The sequence below is a fragment of the Escherichia sp. HH091_1A genome (assembly GCF_030295175.1).
Classification (GTDB): Bacteria; Pseudomonadota; Gammaproteobacteria; order Enterobacterales; family Enterobacteriaceae; genus Escherichia; species Escherichia coli_F.
Genome location: NZ_AP025747.1, coordinates 266,444 through 289,308, shown reverse-complemented (window position 1 = coordinate 289,308; position 22,865 = coordinate 266,444). Strand labels below are relative to the sequence as shown.

At 49.9% G+C, this 22,865-nt stretch carries 21 protein-coding genes, 2 pseudogenes and 1 other annotated feature; of the genes and pseudogenes, 4 read left to right on the top strand and 19 right to left on the bottom strand.

The annotated features are described in order from the left end of the window. Positions 1-54 precede the first annotated feature (54 nt). Positions 55-795 carry a peptidoglycan meso-diaminopimelic acid protein amidase gene (gene dpaA / locus QUF14_RS01315; RefSeq protein ID WP_001225688.1) on the top strand — a complete coding sequence of 247 codons (741 nt, stop codon included), beginning with the start codon at positions 55-57 and terminating at the stop codon, positions 793-795. Here dpaA and QUF14_RS01310 read toward each other — a convergent pair. Then, complete coding sequence (locus QUF14_RS01310) at positions 766-1,533, bottom strand: class II glutamine amidotransferase (RefSeq protein WP_000333380.1); 768 nt, start codon at positions 1,531-1,533, stop codon at positions 766-768. The two genes, dpaA and QUF14_RS01310, sit on opposite strands and share 30 nt — an antisense overlap. A 205-nt stretch (positions 1,534-1,738) precedes the next feature. Further along, positions 1,739-2,317: a D-sedoheptulose 7-phosphate isomerase gene (gene lpcA, locus QUF14_RS01305; RefSeq protein ID WP_001355141.1), complete on the bottom strand. Its 579-nt coding sequence runs from the start codon at positions 2,315-2,317 to the stop codon at positions 1,739-1,741. A 239-nt stretch (positions 2,318-2,556) separates the two neighbouring features. Between lpcA and fadE the strand changes: the two genes are divergently transcribed. Beyond that, positions 2,557-5,001 (top strand): acyl-CoA dehydrogenase FadE, encoded by a 2,445-nt coding sequence (gene fadE / locus QUF14_RS01300; RefSeq protein WP_100733899.1) that lies wholly within the window; start codon positions 2,557-2,559, stop codon positions 4,999-5,001. A 42-nt stretch (positions 5,002-5,043) separates the two neighbouring features. Here the strand turns inward: fadE and ivy are convergent, their stop codons facing one another. Continuing rightward, on the bottom strand, positions 5,044-5,490 hold the full coding sequence (gene ivy / locus QUF14_RS01295; protein WP_024212190.1) for an Ivy family C-type lysozyme inhibitor: 447 nt from the start codon (positions 5,488-5,490) through the stop codon (positions 5,044-5,046). Positions 5,491-5,670: 180 nt separating this feature from the next. Here ivy and yafV point away from each other — a divergent pair, with 180 nt between their 5' ends. Then, positions 5,671-6,441 (top strand): 2-oxoglutaramate amidase, encoded by a 771-nt coding sequence (yafV, locus tag QUF14_RS01290; protein ID WP_001118005.1) that lies wholly within the window; start codon positions 5,671-5,673, stop codon positions 6,439-6,441. A gap of 51 nt (positions 6,442-6,492) precedes the next feature. On the opposite strand, the pseudogene QUF14_RS01285 reads toward yafV, so the two are convergent. From QUF14_RS01285 to QUF14_RS01245, 9 genes and pseudogenes are all read right to left on the bottom strand, one after another. Further along, a pseudogene (locus QUF14_RS01285) lies at positions 6,493-6,687 on the bottom strand (ISAs1 family transposase); the annotation flags it as partial. 25 nt (positions 6,688-6,712) lie between these two features. Next, positions 6,713-7,225 carry an integrating conjugative element protein gene (locus QUF14_RS01280; RefSeq protein WP_077630158.1) on the bottom strand — a complete coding sequence of 171 codons (513 nt, stop codon included), beginning with the start codon at positions 7,223-7,225 and terminating at the stop codon, positions 6,713-6,715. Positions 7,226-7,291: 66 nt separating this feature from the next. Next, the gene (locus QUF14_RS01275; protein ID WP_000227715.1) at positions 7,292-7,795 is read right to left on the bottom strand and encodes a hypothetical protein; all 504 of its coding nucleotides are present in this window, start codon (positions 7,793-7,795) and stop codon (positions 7,292-7,294) included. A gap of 228 nt (positions 7,796-8,023) precedes the next feature. Beyond that, positions 8,024-8,787 (bottom strand): annotated as a pseudogene (locus QUF14_RS01270) (ISAs1 family transposase). A 206-nt stretch (positions 8,788-8,993) separates the two neighbouring features. Further along, a complete protein-coding gene (gene ltrA, locus QUF14_RS01265) occupies positions 8,994-10,316 on the bottom strand; it encodes a group II intron reverse transcriptase/maturase (protein WP_038813497.1) in 1,323 nt (440 codons plus the stop codon). Between the two features lie 634 nt (positions 10,317-10,950). After that, complete coding sequence (locus QUF14_RS01260) at positions 10,951-12,522, bottom strand: IS66-like element ISCro1 family transposase (protein ID WP_000381395.1); 1,572 nt, start codon at positions 12,520-12,522, stop codon at positions 10,951-10,953. Between the two features lie 19 nt (positions 12,523-12,541). After that, on the bottom strand, positions 12,542-12,889 hold the full coding sequence (gene tnpB / locus QUF14_RS01255; protein WP_000624622.1) for an IS66 family insertion sequence element accessory protein TnpB: 348 nt from the start codon (positions 12,887-12,889) through the stop codon (positions 12,542-12,544). Then, positions 12,889-13,566 carry an IS66-like element accessory protein TnpA gene (gene tnpA, locus QUF14_RS01250; RefSeq protein WP_100733974.1) on the bottom strand — a complete coding sequence of 226 codons (678 nt, stop codon included), beginning with the start codon at positions 13,564-13,566 and terminating at the stop codon, positions 12,889-12,891. The genes tnpB and tnpA overlap by 1 nt, the downstream gene beginning before the upstream one ends. A 90-nt stretch (positions 13,567-13,656) precedes the next feature. Beyond that, complete coding sequence (locus QUF14_RS01245; RefSeq protein ID WP_286333247.1) at positions 13,657-14,922, bottom strand: T6SS phospholipase effector Tle1-like catalytic domain-containing protein; 1,266 nt, start codon at positions 14,920-14,922, stop codon at positions 13,657-13,659. Positions 14,923-14,992: 70 nt separating this feature from the next. Between QUF14_RS01245 and QUF14_RS01240 the strand changes: the two genes are divergently transcribed. Then, positions 14,993-16,206 (top strand): IS3 family transposase gene (locus QUF14_RS01240; RefSeq protein ID WP_371829233.1). Its coding sequence is split into 2 segments (ribosomal slippage): positions 14,993-15,281 and positions 15,281-16,206, totalling 1,215 coding nucleotides; the frame shifts between segments, so codons are not numbered across the junction. Continuing rightward, positions 15,274-15,390 (top strand) — a sequence feature (AL1L pseudoknot). Its footprint overlaps the gene before it by 117 nt. A gap of 2 nt (positions 16,207-16,208) precedes the next feature. On the opposite strand, the gene QUF14_RS01235 is transcribed toward QUF14_RS01240, so the two are convergent. The 7 genes from QUF14_RS01235 to QUF14_RS01205 all read right to left on the bottom strand — a co-directional run bounded on the left by QUF14_RS01235 (position 16,209) and on the right by QUF14_RS01205 (position 22,743). After that, positions 16,209-17,063: a phospholipase effector Tle1 domain-containing protein gene (locus tag QUF14_RS01235; RefSeq protein WP_249822564.1), complete on the bottom strand. Its 855-nt coding sequence runs from the start codon at positions 17,061-17,063 to the stop codon at positions 16,209-16,211. Then, positions 17,048-17,575, bottom strand: a complete 528-nt coding sequence (tli1a, locus tag QUF14_RS01230; protein ID WP_100733945.1) for a Tli1a family immunity protein — start codon at positions 17,573-17,575, stop codon at positions 17,048-17,050. Before tli1a (QUF14_RS01230) ends, QUF14_RS01235 begins: the two co-directional genes overlap by 16 nt. A gap of 14 nt (positions 17,576-17,589) precedes the next feature. Further along, positions 17,590-18,117, bottom strand: a complete 528-nt coding sequence (gene tli1a, locus QUF14_RS01225) for a Tli1a family immunity protein (protein WP_039021153.1) — start codon at positions 18,115-18,117, stop codon at positions 17,590-17,592. Positions 18,118-18,131: 14 nt separating this feature from the next. Beyond that, a complete protein-coding gene (tli1a, locus tag QUF14_RS01220) occupies positions 18,132-18,656 on the bottom strand; it encodes a Tli1a family immunity protein (protein WP_100733943.1) in 525 nt (174 codons plus the stop codon). Between the two features lie 343 nt (positions 18,657-18,999). Continuing rightward, a complete protein-coding gene (gene tla1, locus QUF14_RS01215; protein ID WP_000633875.1) occupies positions 19,000-19,764 on the bottom strand; it encodes a toxin Tle1 chaperone Tla1 in 765 nt (254 codons plus the stop codon). Positions 19,765-19,776: 12 nt separating this feature from the next. Beyond that, positions 19,777-22,008, bottom strand: a complete 2,232-nt coding sequence (gene tssI, locus QUF14_RS01210; RefSeq protein WP_286333241.1) for a type VI secretion system tip protein TssI/VgrG — start codon at positions 22,006-22,008, stop codon at positions 19,777-19,779. 216 nt (positions 22,009-22,224) lie between these two features. Continuing rightward, positions 22,225-22,743, bottom strand: coding sequence for an Hcp family type VI secretion system effector (locus QUF14_RS01205; RefSeq protein ID WP_001142963.1), 519 nt, complete (start codon positions 22,741-22,743; stop codon positions 22,225-22,227). Positions 22,744-22,865 lie beyond the last annotated feature (122 nt).

Below are 22,865 nucleotides of genomic sequence, written 5' to 3'. Positions count from 1 at the left end.
GGATCCATTTTGCCGTCCTGGCGTGTGTAACCGTTTTATCAAGGAATAAGCAGTATGCGTAAAATCGCATTAATTCTTGCGATGTTGTTGATCCCGTGCGTTTCGTTTGCCAGTTTGCTGGGCAGCAGTAGCTTGACCACGCCAGTGAGCAAAGAGTATAAGCAGCAGTTGATGGGATCCCCTGTCTACATCCAGATCTTCAAGGAAGAACGTACGCTCGATCTCTACGTCAAAATGGGCGAGCAATATCAACTGCTCGATAGTTATAAAATCTGTAAATATTCCGGCGGTTTAGGGCCAAAACAGCGTCAGGGCGATTTCAAAAGCCCGGAAGGGTTTTATAGCGTCCAGCGTAATCAGTTAAAACCAGACAGCCGTTACTACAAAGCGATTAATATTGGTTTCCCCAATGCCTATGACCGTGCGCATGGTTATGAAGGGAAATACCTGATGATCCACGGCGATTGTGTTTCCATCGGCTGCTACGCAATGACCAATCAAGGTATTGATGAGATCTTCCAGTTCGTTACTGGTGCGCTGGTGTTTGGTCAGCCGAGCGTGCAAGTGAGTATTTACCCGTTCCGCATGACCGACGCCAATATGAAGCGCCATAAATATTCCAACTTTAAGGACTTCTGGGAGCAACTGAAGCCGGGTTACGACTACTTTGAACAGACCCGTAAGCCACCGACCGTTTCTGTGGTCAATGGCCGTTACGTCGTCAGCAAGCCGTTAAGCCACGAAGTTGTGCAGCCACAACTGGCATCAAACTACACGCTCCCCGAGGCAAAATAAGCGCCATTCGCCTGGCATAATCTTTTGCCAGGTTTCATTGCCCGTCAGCGGCTGTGTTGCAATCACCGTGACCACATCATTCGGTGTGGTCTGCGAGCTGAAGTCGATTTCCACATCCTGATCCAGCAACGTTGCCACGCCAAACGGCGCGCGGCGGGTGATCCAGTGTAAATTAGTCGAGCAATACGCCATTACATAGCGCCCGTCCGAAAGCAGCATGTTGAAAACGCCCTTCTGCCGCAGTTCATCCGCCAGTGAGGCGATATATTTAAATACCGCCGCCATGTTGCCCGGTGTGCGCGGGTAACGCTGCGTTAATTTATGCAGGAGCCAGCAGAAGGCTTTTTCGCTGTCGGTTTCGCCTACCGGGCGGAAGTTGCCGGTTTCCAGTGATTTGTAGCCCGTCAGTTGTCCGTTATGGGCATAAGTCCAGTTACGCCCCCATAACTCGCGGGTAAATGGGTGAGTATTTTCCAGCGCCACCTCGCCCCGATTAGCCTGGCGAATATGAGCCACCACCGAACAGGATTTTATCGGGTAGTCCTGGACAAGTTTGGCGATGGGGGAATTAAAGCTGGGTTGTGGATCTTTAAATGTGCGACAGCCTTTACCTTCGTAAAAGGTAATGCCCCAGCCATCTTTATGTGGCCCGGTTCCACCACCACGCTGCACCAGACCGGTGAAACTAAAGCAGATATCGGTAGGGACGTTAGCGCTCATCCCGAGCAATTCGCACATGGGTAACCTCCACAACAGCGGGAGCGCATGGCCCCCGGCGAAGATTGATTTAAGAATTTTCAGGTCGGATGCGGCGTGAACGCATTATTCGGCCTACGGTTCGGGTACAGATTTGTAGGCATGATAAGACGCGTCAGCGTCGCATCAGGCATCAGCGCACAAGTGCCGGATGCGGCGTAAACGCCCTATCCGGCCTACGCCAGACTTACTTAACCATCTCTTTTTCAATTAACTGGATCAGGATATGGATCACTTTAATGTGGATCTCCTGAATGCGGTCGGCATAACCAAAGTGCGGAACGCGAATTTCGATATCCGCCGCGCCAGCCATTTTGCCGCCGTCTTTACCCGTCAGGGTGATCACTTTCATCCCCTTCTCACGCGCCGCCGAGATCGCTTTGATCACGTTTGCAGAGTTACCAGAGGTGGAGATCCCCAGCAGTACATCGCCTTCGCGACCTACCGCTTCAACGTAACGGGAGAAAATATCATTGAAACCGAAATCGTTACCGACGCAGGAAATATGACTAACGTCAGAAATGGCAATCGCCGGATAGCCCGGACGGTTTTCACGGTAGCGCCCCGTCAACTCTTCGGCAAAGTGCATGGCGTCGCAATGGGAACCACCATTACCGCAGGAAAGCACCTTACCACCGGCTTTAAAGCTATCTGCTAACAGGACCGCCGCGCGCTGAATGGCGTGAATATTGGCGTCATCTTTTAAAAAGTTAGCCAGCGTTTCCGCCGCTTCGTTCAGTTCGTTACGAATAAGATCCTGGTACATGAGGATATCCTTCAGCATAAATGTAATAGACAAAATGCAGTGTACCGGATACCGCCAAAAGCGAGAAGTACGGGCAGGTGCGATGACCAGGACTTTTTGACCTGAAGTGCGGATAAAAACAGCAACAATGTGAGCTTTGTTGTAATTATATTGTAAACACATTGCTAAATGTTTTTACATCCACTACAACCATATCATCACAAGTGGTCAGACCTCCTACAAGTAAGGGGCTTTTCGTTATGATGATTTTGAGTATTCTCGCTACGGTTGTCCTGCTCGGCGCGTTGTTCTATCACCGCGTGAGCTTATTTATCAGCAGTCTGATTTTGCTCGCCTGGACAGCCGCCCTCGGCGTCGCTGGTCTGTGGTCGGCGTGGGTACTGGTGCCTCTGGCCATTATCCTCGTACCGTTTAACTTTGCGCCTATGCGTAAGTCGATGATTTCTGCGCCGGTATTTCGTGGATTCCGTAAGGTGATGCCACCGATGTCACGCACTGAAAAAGAAGCGATTGATGCAGGCACTACCTGGTGGGAAGGCGACTTGTTCCAGGGTAAGCCGGACTGGAAAAAGCTGCATAACTATCCGCAGCCGCGCCTGACCGCAGAAGAGCAAGCGTTTCTCGACGGCCCGGTAGAAGAAGCCTGCCGGATGGCGAATGATTTCCAGATTACTCATGAGCTGGCTGATTTGCCGCCGGAGCTGTGGGCGTACCTTAAAGAGCATCGCTTCTTCGCGATGATCATCAAAAAAGAGTACGGCGGGCTGGAGTTCTCGGCTTATGCCCAATCTCGTGTGCTGCAAAAACTCTCCGGCGTGAGCGGGATCCTGGCGATTACCGTCGGCGTGCCGAACTCATTAGGCCCGGGCGAGCTGCTGCAACATTACGGCACTGACGAGCAGAAAAATCACTATCTGCCGCGTCTGGCGCGTGGTCAGGAGCTCCCTTGCTTTGCACTGACCAGCCCGGAAGCGGGTTCCGATGCGGGCGCGATTCCGGATACCGGGATTGTCTGCATGGGTGAATGGCAGGGCCAGCAGGTGCTGGGGATGCGACTGACCTGGAACAAACGCTACATTACGCTCGCGCCAATTGCGACCGTGCTTGGGCTGGCGTTTAAACTTTCCGACCCGGAAAAACTGCTGGGTGGCGCAGAAGATTTAGGCATTACCTGTGCACTTATCCCGACCACCACGCCAGGCGTGGAAATTGGTCGTCGCCACTTCCCGCTGAACGTACCGTTCCAGAACGGACCGACGCGCGGCAAAGATGTCTTCGTACCGATCGACTACATTATCGGCGGACCAAAAATGGCCGGGCAAGGCTGGCGGATGCTGGTGGAGTGTCTCTCCGTGGGCCGCGGCATCACCCTACCTTCCAACTCAACCGGCGGCGTGAAATCGGTAGCACTGGCAACGGGCGCGTATGCGCACATTCGCCGTCAGTTCAAAATCTCTATCGGTAAGATGGAAGGGATTGAAGAGCCGCTGGCGCGTATTGCCGGTAATGCCTACGTGATGGATGCTGCGGCATCGCTGATTACCTACGGCATTATGCTCGGTGAAAAACCTGCCGTGCTGTCGGCTATCGTTAAGTATCACTGTACCCACCGCGGGCAGCAGTCGATTATTGATGCGATGGATATCACCGGGGGCAAAGGCATTATGCTCGGGCAAAGCAACTTCCTGGCCCGTGCTTACCAGGGCGCACCGATTGCCATCACCGTTGAAGGGGCCAACATTCTGACCCGCAGCATGATGATCTTCGGTCAGGGAGCGATTCGTTGCCATCCGTACGTGCTGGAAGAGATGGAAGCGGCGAAGAACAATGACGTTAACGCATTCGATAAACTGCTATTCAAACATATCGGCCACGTCGGCAGTAACAAAGTTCGCAGCTTCTGGCTGGGCCTGACGCGCGGTTTAACCAGCAGCACACCAACCGGCGATGCCACTAAACGTTATTATCAGCACCTGAACCGCCTGAGTGCCAACCTCGCCCTGCTTTCTGATGTGTCGATGGCGGTGTTGGGCGGCAGCCTGAAACGTCGCGAACGCATCTCGGCACGTCTGGGGGATATTTTAAGCCAGCTTTACCTCGCCTCTGCCGTTCTGAAGCGTTATGACGACGAAGGCCGTAATGAAGCCGATCTGCCGCTGGTGCACTGGGGCGTACAGGATGCGCTGTATCAGGCTGAACAGGCGATGGATGATTTACTGCAAAACTTCCCGAACCGCGTGGTTGCCGGGCTGCTGAATGTGGTGATCTTCCCGACCGGACGCCATTATCTGGCACCGTCTGACAAGCTGGATCATAAGGTGGCGAAGATTTTACAAGTGCCTAACGCCACCCGTTCACGTATTGGTCGCGGTCAGTACCTGACGCCGAGCGAGCATAACCCGGTTGGTTTACTGGAAGAGGCGCTGGTGGATGTGATTGCCGCCGACCCAATTCATCAGCGGATCTGTAAAGATCTGGGTAAAAACCTGCCGTTTACCCGTCTGGATGAACTGGCGCATAACGCGCTGGCGAAGGGGCTGATTGATAAAGATGAAGCCGCTATTCTGGTGAAAGCTGAAGAGAGTCGTCTGCGCAGTATTAACGTTGATGACTTTGATCCGGAAGAGCTGGCGACGAAGCCGGTAAAGTTGCCGGAGAAAGTGCGGAAAGTTGAAGCCGCGTAATTGAATAACGGAGCCGAAAGGCTCCGTTTCTTTATCCGCTAATTATTTAAAATTAAAGCCATCCGGATGGTTTTCCAGGCTGCCGGTCAACGCCGCGAATAGCACCGTTTTACCATCAATCGAAAGCGCATCATTCACATTCAACCAGGTGAGTTTCTCTTGCGAGGTTTTCTCATCAATGGTCGAGAACAGCCCCGTCATCTGATTAGATTTCTCGGACCACATCACAGCGATACGTTGCGAGCCACAGTCATGCGGTTTGCACGCGCTCATCACCTGATACGTCTCATCTCCCAATGTCACGGTTTGTGCGGGGGTATAAGTACCGCCTTTCATCACCCAGGCAGGCAGCTTATGCCCTTGCACCATCTGACTAAACGCAGCTTTGGTGGTTTCGCCCTTTGCAAGGCTGCTAATGGTTAAATCATCCTGCGCCATTGCACTGGTGGCGATGACCAGTGCGGCGACTGTCGTTATTGCCTTAAACATCATTCCTCCCGAGCTTATCCTGCCCATGTTATTAACCTCCTAAAGCCTGGCGATAACACGATAATTTGCAAATCAGATATTTCCAATATCAGCATTTGTTATCAATTTATTCTGCGCCAAGGCAACTGCCTGATAAGGTGTTAAAGTTATAAAACCCTTCACATAAAGGAGTTGTACACCGTGCCTGGTTTGAAGATTACGCTTTTGCAGCAACCACTGGTGTGGATGGATGGTCTTGCCAACCTGCGCCATTTTGATCGTCAACTGGAAGGTATTACCGGGCGCGATGTGATCGTTCTACCGGAGATGTTTACCAGCGGCTTTGCCATGGAAGCGGCAGCTTCGTCGCTAGCACAAGATGACGTAGTGAACTGGATGACAGCTAAAGCGCAGCAGTGCAATGCGCTGATTGCAGGCAGTGTTGCATTACAAACGGAGTCTGGTTCGGTTAACCGCTTTTTGCTGGTTGAGCCGGGCGGCACGGTACATTTTTATGATAAGCGTCATCTGTTCCGAATGGCAGATGAGCATCTGCATTATAAAGCGGGCAATGCGCGAGTGATTGTGGAATGGCGCGGCTGGCGTATTTTGCCGCTGGTGTGCTACGACCTGCGTTTTCCGGTGTGGTCGCGCAATCTCAACGATTATGACCTCGCCATCTACGTCGCCAACTGGCCTGCCCCACGCTCTCTGCACTGGCAGGCATTGCTGACAGCCCGCGCGATTGAGAATCAGGCGTATGTGGCGGGATGCAATCGCGTCGGCAGCGATGGCAACGGCTGCCATTATCGCGGTGACAGCCGGGTGATTAATCCACAGGGCGAGATTATCGCTACTGCCGACGCGCATCAGGCAACGCACATTGATGCGGAGCTGTCGATGGCGGTGTTAAGGGAATATAGAGAGAAATTTCCGGCATGGCGGGATGCGGATGAGTTTAGGTTGTGGTGAGTGGGTGTTGTGTTTAGGGCCGGGGAGAGTCGGGGTAAGACTACGAAAGCCCGCTCTCCTGCGACCACTTTTATCATAGGAGTGTGGAAGCGCTTTTCCATCAATTGCGATGACGTCTTTATCATTTGATGAATGGCAATCTCGCATCCAGTTAATAAAGCATTCGTGAAATTATACTGAACGGATACAAGACATAACTCTAATTATGGTGCCGTGAACAGGATTACCATTTTCAAAATTACGATATTATCTGCAGTAATTATGTTATTAATCATTGTGATATTTCCATCTCTGTGATTAATACCGGATAAGTATTTAATTGCAGAGTTTGCACGAAATTATCGCAGATAACTGGCAATAACAATAACCCATCAGCCCGCTGCTGTAATACCTCCATTCGTTCTACTGATTCAACATTAACAACCAAACCAAGGGCATTTAGCGATTTAAGGATCTCCAGATGTTCACTCATCCAGCGCAGAGAAAAAGGATCATCACCAATTATAAAAACAGGCCCCCAGCCGGTTAATAACTGGCGTTTCATTACGGAACCAGGATGAAGTCGAGTACATATTACAGGAAATACCCCCTGTTGCGATGGTTCCGATGATGTGGATAATTCAGAAATATTTTCCATTGTTAGTGAAGAATTAACATCCATTAATAATGGTGAAACAACCTCACTTTCCTTGCTAGTAATGGCTGCACTAATCTGAGAGGAAAATAACAATATTATTACGTATAAACTCATTTTTAACATAACAAATTCAATCCGTTTATTCATGTTATAGAATAATGATGCTATAAATCATCATTAATGTTCAATTATTTAATCACACTGTTTAAAAAATCATTGACCAATGTGAATTGGCAATGTACCACTCAAGTTAAAATCACTGAATATTTTATCAATTTCTCTTGCAGTTTCTATATATTTAACCTCTTTCGTACTTGCATTATAAATAGCCCAAGCCTCGGGATGGGATGTTCCACCAAACCTTACAAAAAAACTTGATTTCATATTATTATATAAATTAACATCAGGAAAAGGATCTTCTCCAAAATTAGTAGTATTGAATAATGAAAGTTCGTATCGCTTAGAAAATTCTATTGGTAGGATAGCTTCACTGCCATCAATAGCATTCATCCAGAGTTTGTTACCATTATATTCCAACAATAATCTCTGTTTTGCATGTGTTTTATCTCGTTCTTTAACGACAGCGAATACCTTTTTAACAACCTGCTGTGCGGATGGTCCTATTGTATTACCAAAAGATGGCAACCCGATTTTGCCATAAACACTCTCCTGAATGAAATAAATATCCGTTTTATCGGCCTCGACAATATCTACCATTTATCCCTCCAAACAAGACCTGACTCCAGGACAAGAGCATAGTGTGTAGTAAACACTTCATGCTCTTGCCCTGACCATTGAAATAACAACTTTCGTTTGTTTACTGTACGCTGTCTAAATAGCTGCGTGGAATAAAGTTGCACTTTTTATCATCCCTTGCAGAGCAAGATTACGAAAGCCCGCCCCCGCAAGGGCTGACGCGAGGTAGTCTCTGTCCGCAGCTGCTTTTCACATCTTACATCTTGCCCCTGCCTTGAGTATCTTATCTTTCGTTAAAATATTAATAGCGATCTTCCGTATCCCTGAAAATAATTATGCTGCATTTCCTCTTCTTATTTTGAAGTCGTCTTTATTCATTACCACTTCCAGATGCCAGTGCAATTTATTCTCCACTTGCCAGTGATTTCGGTTCGCTGTGGCGAACTTCTCTGCGGTTAAATCAGCAGAAATGCTATAATATCTGACCGTCATTTCGGGATTTTTCTTTTGTTCTGCTATTATTGAGCGAAATGAGACTGCCATGCATAATTTCTTCAGCCCTTTCCATTCAAACGTAAAATCAATAAATTCATCAGAGACATGCAAACAATATGAAGACGGATTTTAATGACATAAGTTGCTCCCTTGTGACGAGTTTTATCATAAGAGTGCCGGAGCGTTTTTCCATCAATTGCAATGACGTCTTTATCATCTGAAGAATGACATTCACGCATCCGGTTAATAAAGCATTCGTGAAATTTTGCAGGACTGATACATGATACAACTCTGGCAATAGTATCGTGAACAGGAATACCATTTTCAAAATCACCATATTGCTTCAAAAAATCGAGATGAGTTTCCCCGAAATCCTCTATATCTTCCCAGCCTTCTGCACCCGAAATAACGGCGCAAATAGTCAACAGTAGAATATCCGATAATTTATGCTCCACTTTCCAGGCTTGTCTGTAATCGGGGATAATAGAAATATGTTCCATCAATTTTTTAAGTTCCATTTTGTTCTCCTTAATTATGTAAGGAGTATTTGATCATGTATAAGCAATAAAAAACAGCTTCAGGTAATGAGGAATATCTCAATTTTTAAACATAAAATGCGAATTATTTAGTACAAAAAAGCAGCGTTAAGTGAGTAGGCCACCGGAACCTCCCCGACAGCCTCTCGCAGAACCGTACGTGAAACTCTCGCTTCATACGGCTCCCGTCAGGCAAACGAGCTTCCTGGTCCTGCTTTCCAGTGGGCAAACAACTCCGGCTTCTCTTTTGACAGCCTTTCCATTAGCTGACACGCCTTCGTCTTTCTATACCGCAGGGTTTTATATTTCTTTCTCGCCCACGCAATCAGCGTCAGATTAATATATCTGCATACTTTCTTCATCGCTGATTTGTGGTATCTCGCGTAATAATTCAGCCACCCCGATATTATCGGATTCAGCCACTTCGCAATATCTTCGAGACTCATCTCCACCCTGCGTCTGATCCACAGTTTCCTGAGTTTTCCAATCATGCCTTTCTGCGCACGGTTACTCGCCGCCGGGCTGAAACTCGTAAAGAGGTTTCCCCGCCGGTGGTTACGTGCTCTTCGCGCTCTGAACGTATACCCCAGAAAATCAAACTGCACTGTTTCATGGTTCGCCTGTCGTTCGCTGTCTTTGCAGTAAACTATTTTCGTTTTCTCCGGATGTAATTCCAGTCCACATTCCTGAAAACGTTTTGCCAGCTTATTCAGTAATTCCTCTGCCTGTTGTTTACTGCCACAATGAATTAATCCATCATCTGCATAACGGCACCAGGGAATTTCCGGATAATGTAACGTCAGCCATTTATCAAACACATAGTGCAGAAATAAATTCGCCAGTACCGGGCTGATGACTCCACCCTGTGGCGTACCTTTATTTCTTTCCTTCAGTGTTCCATCCGGCATCTGCACCGGCGCTGTCAGCCACCGGCGAATAGACAGTCTTACCCATTTATCCGCACAATGTTTATCTACTGCCCTGAGTAATAAATCGTGGGGGATATTATCGAATAACCCTTTAATATCAAACTCAAGACACCAGTCGTATTGCCAGCAACGTTTTCTGGTGACTGCTATTGCATCCAGCGCTGATTTTCCATGCCGGTATCCGTATGAATCATTCAGGAAATAACGCTCCACTAATGGTTCAAACGTTACCAGCACCGTCATCTGCGCTATTCGATCGCTTACTGTCGGTATTCCTAAAAGTCTTTTGCTGCCATCCTTCTTCGGAATTTCCACCGCACGCACTGGCGGCGGCATCCAGCTTCCCGACGATAACCTGTTCCAGATTTTGTACAGATTTCCTTTCAGATCCCGCTCAAAATCTTTCAGCGTCTGGTTATCCACTCCGGCAGCTCCGGCATTCGCCTTTATCCGCCGGTACGCTTCCACCACATGCAATTTACTGACCTGAAACGGTTTTGTCTGTTCACACACAGCCTCCTCCTGCCTACAGTTGGGCTGTGATGCAGACTGCCCGACGCTGTCCCTTCGCTCCACGTTCATTACAAACGCTTCCTCACTACTACGAACAGCTCTGCCCCGGTTTCGCACATCGATACTCTCATACTCATAATTTCGGTTATTTGTATTTCTCTCTTGAAATTGCGACGACCGGTTCCCGTAGTTCCTGCAAAGAGCCTGATACAGCGTCATGCCTGCTATACACCGGACACCATTCACGCAGCATTCGGAATTCACCCGTAAATTAATCCCGGCGGTATCACGAAACCTCCGGTTTTGATGTCACTTAGGACTAACGACGTTTCAACACAGGTTCGGGTTTACTCATCTCACTGTATCTCACATAGGATCAGATCTCGTCTGATCGTTCCCCCTGCGCTCACTACCATGGCTCTTTACCACAGCAGCCGGGGTTGTTTGGGACCGACTTCCGACAGCAGATCCCGGTGGGCCTGCCACCATCTCTTCACAAGCTTATGCTTATTACATGCAAAACGTCCCGTTTTGCATCTTTGTGCCTACGGCACACGATGATCTTTCCCTGATTACTTGACCTTTCCCTGGGAGTACAGAGTGAAGTTTCCGGCATGGCGGGATGCGGATGGGTTTGAACTGGGGTGATTAGGCACTACATGTCTACATTTTCGTAAGCGACTCGTCAGAACCGTATTGATATTTACTGAGAGCTCAGATCAACTTTCCAGGGCAACAGATCGCGTACCCGGTTTGCCGGCCAGTCCTGGATATGTTCAATGACGTAACGCAGCCACTTTTCTGGCTCCACATTGTTCAGACGGCATGTGCCGATCAGCGAGTACAACACCGCCGCATGTTCACCACCGCTGTCGGAACCCGCGAACATCCAGTTTTTCCGGCCTACGGCCACTCCCCGTAAGGCGTTCTCTGCGATGTTGTTGTCGATTTCCACCCAGCCATTACTGCAGTACACGTTCAGTGCATCCCACTGTTTCAGCAGGTATGCGAACGCTTTTGCCGTATCTGAGTGACGCGACAGTGTTTTCATCTGTTGCTGTATCCAGTCATACAGTGACTGCATCAGTGGCGCGGCTCTGGCTTTTCTTGCCGCCAGACGCTGTTCTGCTGAACAGCCCCGGACCTCTGCCTCGATGGCATACAGTTCACCGATACGCTGCAGGGCTTCCGTGGTGATGTAGGTGGGCGCTCTTGCATGCACATCGTGGATTTTTCTCCGGGCATGAGCCATACACGCGGCTTCCGTTATTCTGCCGGATTCGTATAACGCCCGGTAACCACCGTAAGCATCGGCCTGAAGCACACCGCTGTAACCGGCCAGGTGATTTTGTGGATGGATACCTTTCCGGTCCGGACTGTACGCGAACCAGACCGCCGGGGGCATCTGTGAACCGGCGTTACGGTCATCACGGACGTAGACCCACAGCCGGGCTGTCCGGGTTTTACCGCTGCCCGGCTCCTGGACCGGGACGGGGATATCATCAGCATGGACTTTACCGGGCATCAGCACATACTGGCGCAGGACGTCATACAGCGGCTCCAGCAGTTCAGCAACAGCACCTGTCCAGCGCCCCAGTGTGGCACGGCTCAGCTCCACTCCCTGACGACGGTATATTTCTGACTGGCGGTATAACGGCAGATGGTCTGCATATTTCCCGGTGACAACATGGGCCAGAAGCCCCGCTCCGGCATAACTGCGTGCAATGGGTTTTGAAGGTACTGGTGCCTGCACGATATGGTCGCACCGGCAACAGGCCTGTTTCGGACGTTGTGTTTCGATAACCTTAAAGGCGCTGCTGATAAGCTCCAGTTGCTCTGACACATCACATCCCAGAGAACTGAGTTCACCACCACAGGCAGGACAGCATTCCTCTTCCGGCCGGATAACCCGGGTTTCACGGGGAAGTGAGGCCGGTAACGGTTTACGGGCTGAAGACTGGCGCAGGGCGGATGGCAGTACCGGGTCATATTGCTCACCCAGCGTTTCCGCCATTTCTTCCTGAAGTGCGCTGATTCGCTCCTGTGCTTCCTGTATCTGCCGTTCGGTTTTTGCACGAAGTTTTTCTGAGCTTTTACCGAACTGCATACGTTGCAGTTTCGCAACCAGCGCCTTCAGCCGGTTGATTTCGGAAGCATAAGCCGCCACCCGCTGTGAGAGCAGGCGGTTGTATTCAGCCATCTGGCGGATGGTGTCCTGTTGCGTCTGCAACAGTGCCCGCAGGCGGGCGTTCTCATGAGCAAGTGAGGTGTCCATATCCTCACTTTACAACGGGTTATATGCGGATTCCAGCGCGTTCCGTTCGTTTCGGGTGCTTCCAGTTGATACCTTCAAGAAGCATGGATAACTGAGCCGGAGTAAGGTGCACCTTGCCGTCACGGGTGACTGGCCAGACGAAGCGGCCCCGCTCCAGGCGTTTGGTGAAGAGGCACAGTCCGTCACTGTCAGCCCACAACACTTTTATCTGGTCACCCCGGCGTCCGCGGAAGATGAACAGGTGTCCGGAGAACGGGTCATCCTTCAGGACGTTCTGAACTTTTGATGCCAGGCCGTTAAAGCCATTTCGCATATCGGTGATACCTGCAACCAGCCAGATACGCGAACCTGCAGGGAGAGATATCATCAGTGGCTGCTCCCTTTTATTTCGCGGATAAGTGTCTGTAATAACGCCGGCGTCAGTTTACCTTTAAGCCTGAGAGTTCCGGCCGGCAGAACCAGCTCACAACACAGACTGTCGGACGGTGTATTTATCTGCTCTGGTTCCTGTGCGGGGGCCGGGATTTTATTATCCGGCTCCGGCGTTAACGTCACGGGAAGCAGTGCCGGCATATTTTTTCCGGAAGGCAGCAGGCCACCTTTCCGGTATTGATGGCGCCAGTTGAAGAGCAGGTTATCGTTGATTCCGTTTTCCCGGGCGATCTGCGCCACACAGGCTCCGGGCTGCAGTGACTTCTCCACTAAGGCGATTTTAAACTCATAAGGGAAGTTGGGCCGCCGGGGACGTTTTTTTACCACGGGGGCTTCGGATATAACGGTGCTTTCAGGACGTACGACTGGTACCGTGGAAAATTGTCCGTAAAGGCAGGCATCAAGTTCCTGCTCCGACATGCCTGCGGGCAAAGGCCACGAAAGGCCAGCTCTCCGAAAGCGCACGAACATACTACAAACTGTTGATTTTGGTACACCCAGGCGACGCCCGGCCACAACCCGGGGTAAATGTTCTTCAAAGTGAAGACGTAAAGCTTCAGTGATCCAGGTCCGGTGTTTCATACGATAGTGTCCATTAAAAATGATGGACATTATTTTTGTAGAGCCGGAGGAAACAGACCAGACGGTTTAAATGAGCCGGTTACACATTTTCCCGGTCTCCAACCCCTCAATCTTATAAACTTAACCTCGGCTCACCGTTTTCGATTCCATCCAATAAATGACCCGGTTGGATGTGGGCTGATCGCCAACAACTTTGCCATCTGCAGAGATTAGCTTCAGCTCTTTATTAGCCTCATCACCGAAGTAAATCATGCGGTAGCGAAAATAACCGCCCCAGGGTTCGCGTCCACCCAGCGAACTTTGCATAAACCAGGCGCGGGAGTCGTGAACCTGGTCATCATAGAGAGCCAGTAATTCAGCGCAGGGCTGAGTTCGCGTTCCCGTTCCCAGTGAATCAATAAAAAATTGTGGATAGAGTCCGTTTCCCATAGCCTTAATTTGTTGATATTCCTTTGCTTCATCATCGCCATTAATCAGATACACCGGATATTTAGGAATGACATCCACAAGAATCTGAATGGCTTTCTCCGTGACGCTGCCGTTAATATCGCGCGTCCATCCTTTATAATCGCTCTGAAATTCTCGGGCTGCCTCTCGCAATTGGTACTGAGCGTTCGTCGGGTCAAGGATAGGTATGCCCTGATTACTTTCATCAAGTGTGCCATTGCCTTTCTGCGTGTTCGCCCGCTCTTTTTCGATATTTTCCATTTGTTCTTCGCGCGCTTGGGCCTCTTTATCAAGTCCATCTTTATCCAGCTGTGGCGCCTTAATATAAAAAGGTTGCACAAGAAGGCTGTTGTTCGCATAGCGACCGATACGCCAGGCGGTGATCCAGCCGATCTGATCGCTAATTGCGCTTTCAAGAACCTGGGCAAGTTGATAGGGGTGATAACCTTCCCTCGTATCAATCATTTCTTCTGTACCCTGCAAGGTGGTGTTCAGCAGCGTTTGTCGCCAGATGTTGAAGCGTTTTGTTAATGAATTAGCAATCGTAAATTCCTTTACGCTAGAAGGACTCATAATTCGCAGAGGCGACACACCTTTTATTAATGGAGTAACAAATTTAGAATAAACAGCAAGTGGTGCTCCTGAATCAAATGCAGCAAGATACATATCATGCAGGGCTATCTGAGAAAGAATTTCGCCTGAGTCACCACAGGACTTCCCCTGATCGCGAACGGGATAGCCACCACCGACATCAGAGTGCATCCCCGGATAGATAACTTCCTCTGCATATAAAGGATAATTGCCTTCAGGACGACGGATTGAATCCAGCGGAAAGCACAACCGCTGTTCATGCGCAGCGACGAAGTGGCGGCAGCATTTAATCAGGCCGGGAAACTGCGTCTCATCAGGGAGTTGCTGAGTACTATCGGCCCATCCCATATGACCGGCAGCGCCGTGAACCGCCCCGGAAATCCTGGAGACTAAACTCCCTGAGAAAGAGGTAAACAGGATGACTAAAAATACTCGTTTTTCCCCCGAAGTCCGTCAGCGGGCGATTCGTATGGTTCTGGAAAGTCAGGATGAATATGACTCACAGTGGGCGGCAATTTGTTCCATTGCCCCAAAGATTGGCTGTACGCCGGAGACTCTGCGTGTCTGGGTTCGCCAGCATGAGCGGGATACCGGGGGCGGTGATGGTGGGCTCACCAGCGCTGAACGTCAGCGTCTGAAAGAGCTGGAACGTGAAAATCGTGAACTGCGCCGCAGTAACGATATCCTTCGCCAGGCTTCCGCTTATTTTGCGAAGGCGGAGTTCGACCGCCTCTGGAAAAAATGATGCCACTGCTGGATAAGCTGCGTGAGCAGTACGGGGTCGGACCGGTATGCAGCGAACTGCATATTGCCCCGTCAACGTATTACCATTGTCAGCAACAGCGACATCATCCGGATAAACGCAGTGCCCGTGCGCAGCACGATGACTGGCTGAAGAGAGAGATACAGCGCGTATACGATGAAAATCATCAGGTGTACGGTGTGCGTAAAGTCTGGCGTCAGTTGTTACGGGAAGGAATCAGGGTGGCCAGATGTACAGTGGCGCGCCTCATGGCGGTTATGGGACTTGCCGGTGTTCTCCGGGGTAAAAAGGTCCGCACTACCGTCAGCCGGAAAACCGTTGCCACAGGTGACCGCGTAAACCGTCAGTTCGTGGCAGAACGTCCTGACCAGCTGTGGGTGGCTGATTTTACTTACGTCAGCACATGGCAGGGCTTCGTCTATGTGGCGTTTATCATTGATGTGTTTGCCGGATACATCGTGGGGTGGCGGGTCTCATCGTCTATGGAAACGACATTCGTGCTGGATGCGCTGGAGCAGGCGTTGTGGGCCCGTCGTCCGTCTGGCACCATCCATCACAGCGATAAAGGCTCTCAGTATGTGTCACTGGCCTATACGGAGCGACTAAAAGAAGCCGGATTACTGGCATCAACAGGGAGTACAGGCGACTCGTATGACAACGCGATGGCTGAGAGCATCAATGGTCTTTACAAAGCGGAGGTAATACACCGTAAGAGCTGGAAAAACCGTGCAGAAGTGGAACTGGCCACACTAACGTGGGTGGACTGGTATAACAATCGACGATTGCTGGGAAGGCTGGGCCATACTCCTCCGGCAGAAGCAGAAAAAGCTTATTATGCTTCCATCGGAAACAATGATCTGGCAGCCTGAGTTCACAGATAAAACACTCTCCAGGAAACCCGGGGCGGTTCACCGGGTAAAACATGCGCCGCCCCCACAGAAGCTACGGTATCCAGCAGCCCCAAAAACTCAATACTGACAGCTAACCCGGCCAGCATCACCTGTTGCTCCTGCGGGCAAGCTAACTGAGTCAACCAGTTAACAAAAGTTCGTGCTTCCGCTGCGCCACGGGAAAATCCGTAGATAAATAGCTTTACGTTTAGCAGGCGCGGCTTGGCTTGCTCTAACTGCCCCTGTAATTTTTCCAGATAAGGGTTAATCACATTGCGACGATTAACTTCACCAGTCATCGGCCAGGGAGCGCGCATAAGAGGAATATGTCCTTTTGCCACCGTATCATTCAGTCCATTGTGGGCGGGGTCAATGGCATAGCTCAGGGCATCCACGAGGCGTAATAATGCCCAATTAATTCGGTCTTCACCACCGGTGGCAAATTCCAGTCCGCTGTTGCTGTAATCCATTTCCCCTATCTTGGGAAATGGCGTGCCTACTCCAGGCATGTAATAGGAAAAATACCCAGCATTACGGTCTTCAATACTTGTGTGGAATAATTTTGCAATATTGGTTGGGTGAGAGGCTTTTGTATCATTATATTCATTATTATTTGTACCATCAAAAAACAGACTAATATGCAGACTTTGACTACATGTAAAGCCAATTCTAAATCCAGCCTGTTTACTACAGTTGGTTTTGTGCTCTTCTGTTTTATTGATTTGTTTCAGGTAGTTCGCGTTTACCTGCGCTTCAGATAATATTAATCGCCCATCTTCAGGGAACACCGGGGGGGCATAACACGGAAAAGCCAGACCACTTATTTCGCTGGACATGTTGCAGGTTCCTTCATCTCGCGGGGTTCTTTGATAGGATAATTTGGTGTACCATATTTCTGGCAGACGGTTGTCACTTTTATCTGATTGCACGATAGAAAATGAACGGTCAGGCCACAAAGCTCAGCATCGTATTCCGGGATATCAACAATTACTTTATATTTTTGATAATTTTCAGCATGTTTAGCATACGCATCTTCTTCATAGCCAAAACCTTCTTTTTTCATTGCAATAGGTTCAAGGGGGTTCGGGTCTACTTCCCACTCAATCCGGGCCTTTAATCCCACACGCCACTTATCTGGCAGCATAACGCAACAATATCCTCCACCGTCCCCGAATGGAGAAATATTTGGCCCACCGTAACCATTGATGTGTAAATAATTTATAGCCTTATCCGTATGATTTATCCCATTAATATCCACAGCAGTGTAATCTCTGCTATTTTTTGCCATTGAACAGCCTGATACTGCAAATAAAATCATTAGAGAATAACATTTGAAAATCGCTCTCATACTGATACTTTTCCTTATTTCGCTGGACATGTTGCAGGTTCCTTCATCTCACGGGGTTCTTTGATGGGATAATTCGGTGTACCATACCCCTGGCAGACGGTTGTCACTTTTATCTGATTGCATGGCAGAAAATGAACGGTCATGCCACAACGCTCAGCACCGTATTCCGGGATGTCAACAATTACTTTATATTTTTGATAATTTGCAGCATGTTTAGCATAAGCATCTTCTTCATAGCCAAAACCTTCTTTTTTCATTGCAATAGGTTCAAGGGGGTTCGGGTCTACTTCCCACTCAATCCGGGCCATTAATCCCACACGCCACTTATCTGGCAGCATAATGCAACAATACCCCCCCCGCTCCCCGAACGGAACTATATTTGGCCCGCCATAGCCATTGATACTGAAATAATTAATAGCAACATCGGTATGGTTCATACCTTTAATATCTCCAGCAGTGTAATCACCGCTATTTTTCGCCATTGAACAGCCTGATAGCACAAATAAAATCATTAGAGAATAACATTTGAAAATCGCTCTCATACTTATACTTTTCCTTATTTTGATGGACATGTTGCTGGTTCCTTCATCTCGCGGGGTTCTTTGATGGGATAATTTGGTGTACCATATTTCTGGCAGACGGTTGTCACTTTAATCTGATTACACGTTAGAAAATGAATCGTCAGGCCACAAAGCTCAGCATCATATTCCGGGATATCAACAATTGTTGAATATTTTCTAAAACTGTTTAGCGCAACTTTCTTCCATGCTTCAAATTTCTCCCTGTCCTTATAGCCTGGAGGCAGAGGAGCTGTATTTGGATCAACCTCCCACTCAACCCGAGCTTTTAATCCAGAATGCCACTTATCTGGCAGCATAACGCAACAATATCCTCCACCGTCCCCGAATGGACCAATATTTGGTCCGCCGTAACCATTGATGTGTATATAATTTATAGCCTTATCCGTATGATTTATCCCGTTAATATCCACAGCAGTGTAATCACCGCTATTTTTCGCCATTGAACAGCCTGATACAACAAATAAAACAATTAGAGAATAACATTTGAAAATCGCTCTCATACTTATACTTTTCCTTATTTTGCTGGACATGTTGCTGGTTCTTTTACTTTGAGAGATTTTAATTGATGGGTGTTATTTCTACGACAACAAAGTTTTGACAAAGAAGCAAATAAAATGCATATCTTTTGATTGTCACACATTGGAATATCGACAGAGCATTGATGATATTACGCAAAATATATTGCAGCCAAGTGAACTGACATTACGATCGAACACAAATGCAACATGATGGATACTACCATTACATGTCGAGCTTGATTTTCCGCTTATTTTACGATTATCTCTTGATATTAACAGCTACGGACTTTTAAACAGATAAATCTCCCCGTACATCACTACAATATTATCCTTCGAAGTCCCGCAAAGCTCCAAAATATTTCGCGTCATTGGCCCTGAAAGCAATATCAAGACAGTGGGCAAAATAGCTTTCCTGACTGAGTTCACTGACTGCTTTTTCCTTCATCAGGGCTTCAGCGTCGCAGATACAGCCCATCAATCCCACCTGTACATCATCCACCCGATTCATCTCCGGGTTGTCAGTAAGCCTGCGTTCTGGTGAAAAACTTCCTGATTTCCAGTTAATCTCTCCATCACGGTCTAACCAGCTCCAGAACAACGCAATATCAGTAAATGTCGCCTGCTGCTCGTTGGTCAAAACATGTGTGAACAGTAAAGGGAACACCCGATTATCATAGTAACGCAGCAATCCGGTCTGTTCTTCCCACTGAACCTGTGACAATACCTGAAGATGCCGCCCCAGCAGGTCGAATGTAAGAGGGGATATCAACAAAGTAAGACGCGGCGTATCAGCAAATGACGCCATCAGTTGCGCCAGAAATTTGCGATGACTACTGAGCGCAAAGTACAGGCGTAACACTACAGGGGAATACTCCATCGTCTCAGCTTCAGGCGTTCCTTCAAACAGGGCATACCAGTGAATGGCTGGCGACAGATGAAGCATATCATTTTGCAAAGGTTGGTCTGTTCCAGCCTGGTCAACAAGCACATCTATGTAATCCAAACCAGCGGCAGAACAGAATGATTCAGCCTGCTTCAGCCAGATAATATATTTGTCTTGATCGCTAGCGTGTGGCGATACTGTTATCATTGTCATTCTCCCTTATCCACGAGGCGCAAAAGCGGCGGCGGCTTCTTGCGCCCTTTTCAGGCACTCCTTACACACCGATTTTTCTGGCGCTTCCTCACCCTCATCGTTGTTATCATTCTGATCGGACGATGCATTACTATCATTTTTCTCAGCCGCTAAACTTTTATCATCTGCCAGCGCTTTCAGAACCGCCGGTTGCAGCGCCGGCACCGGCGCTCCCGGACTACCGCCGCTATTGAGATTGATTTTCGGCCCGACGATGTCCACGCCCCCTGAATGGATGACCACAAACGAACCACCCACTTTCATGGTGATTTTACCGCCACTCTCCAGTACAATTTCATCCCGGACCTTCATTCCCAGCGCACCGCTAATCTTCCTCGCCAGGTCCCCCTTCACCACCAGGCTGTGCTTTCCCTCCACCAGGCTGACATGGTTCCCCGTCGTCTTATGCTCCTGCTTCCCTTCCACCGTCACTTTACGGTCGTTTCTGACATACAGGCCGTCATCGTGACTCACGCTCACCGTCCGGTCATTCGTCACCTTCAGCGTCTGGTCATTACGTACCGTTATGCGCCGGTCGTTCGCCACCGTGATACTCTGGTCGTGGCCCCCTTCTTTTCTGGTGCCGACCTCAACCGTCTGCCCCTTCACCACCCTTATCTTCTGGTCGTTACCGATGGTCTCCGTATGGTCATGCTTCACGTCCGTCGTCCGGTCGTTAAGCACCTCCGTGTCCATGTTCTTCTGCGCGTGGATATACACCTGCTCACTGTCCGTCGCATCCTCGAAACGCAGTTCATTAAAGCCGCTTCCTTTATAGGTCTTCGAGCGGATGGTCATCTGCGTCCGCGTGCCCGGTAAATCCCCCGGTGAACGGTTATCTTCATGGTAGGTCCGCCCCGTCACAATGGGCTGGTCCGGGTCGCCGTTCAGAAAGTCCACTATCACTTCCTGACCCACACGCGGTATCGCCAGATTGCCGAACCCCGGTCCCGCCCATGCCTGCGACACCCGTATCCAGCATGAACTCTCCTCCGTCATCCCGTGATAACGGTCCCAGTGAAACTTCACCCGTACCCGGCCATGCTCGTCGCAGAATATCTCCTCACCCTTCGGCCCGGTCACGATGGCACTCTGCGGGCCGTCCACCTTCGGCTTCGGCAGCGGCGCGTGACGCCACGTCCTGTCTGCCGGTATCACCTCAAACTGATTGCTCAGTGTCGTCCCTTCACCGTGACTCCCGTGCAGCGCCTGCGGCTGTTCTCCCCGCAGTGTGCTTCCCACAACCTGCCATTCCCGGTTCAGCGTCGCTGACGGATGGCCCGTCAGCCGGAACCGCGTTCCCGGCCACAGTCGCGCCGTGTTACACACCCCGCTCGCCGTCTCCGCCCCGTTCCGCCACCCTTCCGTCTGGTAACGCGCAAAATCCTGGCCATGCTGCTCATCCTTGAAACGCCCCGGATAATCAAATATCTCGTACTGCGTTCCCTGTCCGTTCAGGCTCTCCCCGTCATGGCTGTAGTACCCCGGCCACCCCGGCGTTTTGAACGTATAATCCTGCGTCTCCACCGACGCCACGCTTATCTGCGCACGGTAACGGAAGTCGCGGATGTACTCTGTCGTGCCTCCGGTCGTGGTATTCGGGTTAAACGCCAGCGCCCCCATTCCCGTCAGCCCCGCCACGTCATCACACACCGCCAGCTTCTGTTCCGGCCCGTCCTGACTGCAGCGTTCATAAAAGAAGATACCTTCCTCCGCCCACAGCCGGGTCAGGAATGTCAGGTCGCTCTCCCCGTACTGCACGCAGAACTCCCGCGCCGGGTGCGCCTCATAGAACAGCGGCATCCACGCCGTCACCCCGTTCTCTTCAAGAAGCTGCGCTGATATCGTCTGAATGTCCTGCTGCTGGAAGATACGGAAGTTCTGCCGTAACCCTGCCCGCCACAGCGGCGGGCTGATGCTCAGGGAATAACGCATCTGCCAGTCGTTGTTCTCACCGAGCTGCACCTCCGTCACGATACCGCTGACGTAACGCTGTGCAGTGTCGCCCTGCCAGACCGTCAGCAGCGCGCTTTTCTCCAGAAAATCCTCCGCCGTCAGGTCAGACAGTCCGCTGGCGATATCCACATCCAGGATGAACGGTGTGCAGTGGTGCTGGTACAGACGGAAGCTCACCACTGCCGTCGCCATCTCCACAATACCGTCCACCGACAGCGTGAAACGTAATCCTTCTGAGGACATATGACCTCCCTTGATTCACTTACAGAACACTGGTTGTCTACTGACCATGCAGCAGAGGGTGCCAGTACAGCGTTACGCTCATATTCAGGTACGCTACCGCCCGGGTTCCCGGCATCCACCATCTCCCTCATGAAAGCGTAACTCCTTACTGACACTCATTTTTTACACGTACAAAAACAACATCCTGCACTAAGGCAGGATGTTGTTGACTCAGATTTATGCTTCCAGCGGTGCACGCCAGTCATCGGCACCAGAAGTACCGGATTTGATGTGCTCCCACTCAACCTTACGGTAGGCCAGTGATACTGCGAGCAATTGCGTAAACTCACGCTGTGCAGGGTCCTGGCAGTGCGGCATATGCAGGTTCATGTCCACAATCGTCGCGTCAGTAAGACGTGTGGTGAAGTAGTGCTCCTGCTTGCCTTCAACAGAGGTACGCCACCAGTGCAGCTCCACTTTCGGCAGCATTTCACCGGAGGCCAGCGCGTTGTACAGCAGCGGAACGGCTTTGTTCAGCGCCACGGTGAAAATGAACGGTTTGTGAGCACGCTGCCCGGAAGGCTGACCAGACTGCGGATCGGTTGGAACAGTAACGTTATGCAGAAACTCCTGCACCAGCATTTCATCTTCGTGTCCCTGCACGTAGATATTGCCGACAGAATCTGCGGTGAAAGCACCGGCAGTGATGTTCCCCTGGGTCTGACCTGTAATTGAAATGTAACATGGGGTTGGCATTTATGAACTCCTTGTGAAATTATCAACTGCTGTTTTACGAACAACCCGTCGTTAATCCCCGACAGGTTAGAGTGTGATGTGGCTCACATCAGGAACCACACCCTTTTCTTTATTCGAGTTAC

Excerpts from the sequence above, each read along its gene's own strand:
- dpaA (WP_001225688.1), top strand. The coding sequence starts at position 55 with ATGCGTAAAATCGCATTAATTCTTGCGATGTTGTTGATCCCGTGCGTT.
- QUF14_RS01310 (WP_000333380.1), bottom strand. The coding sequence starts at position 1,533 with ATGTGCGAATTGCTCGGGATGAGCGCTAACGTCCCTACCGATATCTGC.
- lpcA (WP_001355141.1), bottom strand. The coding sequence starts at position 2,317 with ATGTACCAGGATCTTATTCGTAACGAACTGAACGAAGCGGCGGAAACG.
- fadE (WP_100733899.1), top strand. The coding sequence starts at position 2,557 with ATGATGATTTTGAGTATTCTCGCTACGGTTGTCCTGCTCGGCGCGTTG.
- ivy (WP_024212190.1), bottom strand. The coding sequence starts at position 5,490 with ATGTTTAAGGCAATAACGACAGTCGCCGCACTGGTCATCGCCACCAGT.
- QUF14_RS01280 (WP_077630158.1), bottom strand. The coding sequence starts at position 7,225 with ATGAATAAACGGATTGAATTTGTTATGTTAAAAATGAGTTTATACGTA.
- QUF14_RS01275 (WP_000227715.1), bottom strand. The coding sequence starts at position 7,795 with ATGGTAGATATTGTCGAGGCCGATAAAACGGATATTTATTTCATTCAG.
- ltrA (WP_038813497.1), bottom strand. The coding sequence starts at position 10,316 with ATGAACGTGGAGCGAAGGGACAGCGTCGGGCAGTCTGCATCACAGCCC.
- QUF14_RS01260 (WP_000381395.1), bottom strand. The coding sequence starts at position 12,522 with ATGGACACCTCACTTGCTCATGAGAACGCCCGCCTGCGGGCACTGTTG.
- tnpB (WP_000624622.1), bottom strand. The coding sequence starts at position 12,889 with ATGATATCTCTCCCTGCAGGTTCGCGTATCTGGCTGGTTGCAGGTATC.
- tnpA (WP_100733974.1), bottom strand. The coding sequence starts at position 13,566 with ATGTCCATCATTTTTAATGGACACTATCGTATGAAACACCGGACCTGG.
- QUF14_RS01245 (WP_286333247.1), bottom strand. The coding sequence starts at position 14,922 with ATGGGATGGGCCGATAGTACTCAGCAACTCCCTGATGAGACGCAGTTT.
- QUF14_RS01235 (WP_249822564.1), bottom strand. The coding sequence starts at position 17,063 with ATGTCCAGCGAAATAAGTGGTCTGGCTTTTCCGTGTTATGCCCCCCCG.
- tli1a (WP_100733945.1), bottom strand. The coding sequence starts at position 17,575 with ATGAGAGCGATTTTCAAATGTTATTCTCTAATGATTTTATTTGCAGTA.
- tli1a (WP_039021153.1), bottom strand. The coding sequence starts at position 18,117 with ATGAGAGCGATTTTCAAATGTTATTCTCTAATGATTTTATTTGTGCTA.
- tli1a (WP_100733943.1), bottom strand. The coding sequence starts at position 18,656 with ATGAGAGCGATTTTCAAATGTTATTCTCTAATTGTTTTATTTGTTGTA.
- tla1 (WP_000633875.1), bottom strand. The coding sequence starts at position 19,764 with ATGATAACAGTATCGCCACACGCTAGCGATCAAGACAAATATATTATC.
- tssI (WP_286333241.1), bottom strand. The coding sequence starts at position 22,008 with ATGTCCTCAGAAGGATTACGTTTCACGCTGTCGGTGGACGGTATTGTG.
- QUF14_RS01205 (WP_001142963.1), bottom strand. The coding sequence starts at position 22,743 with ATGCCAACCCCATGTTACATTTCAATTACAGGTCAGACCCAGGGGAAC.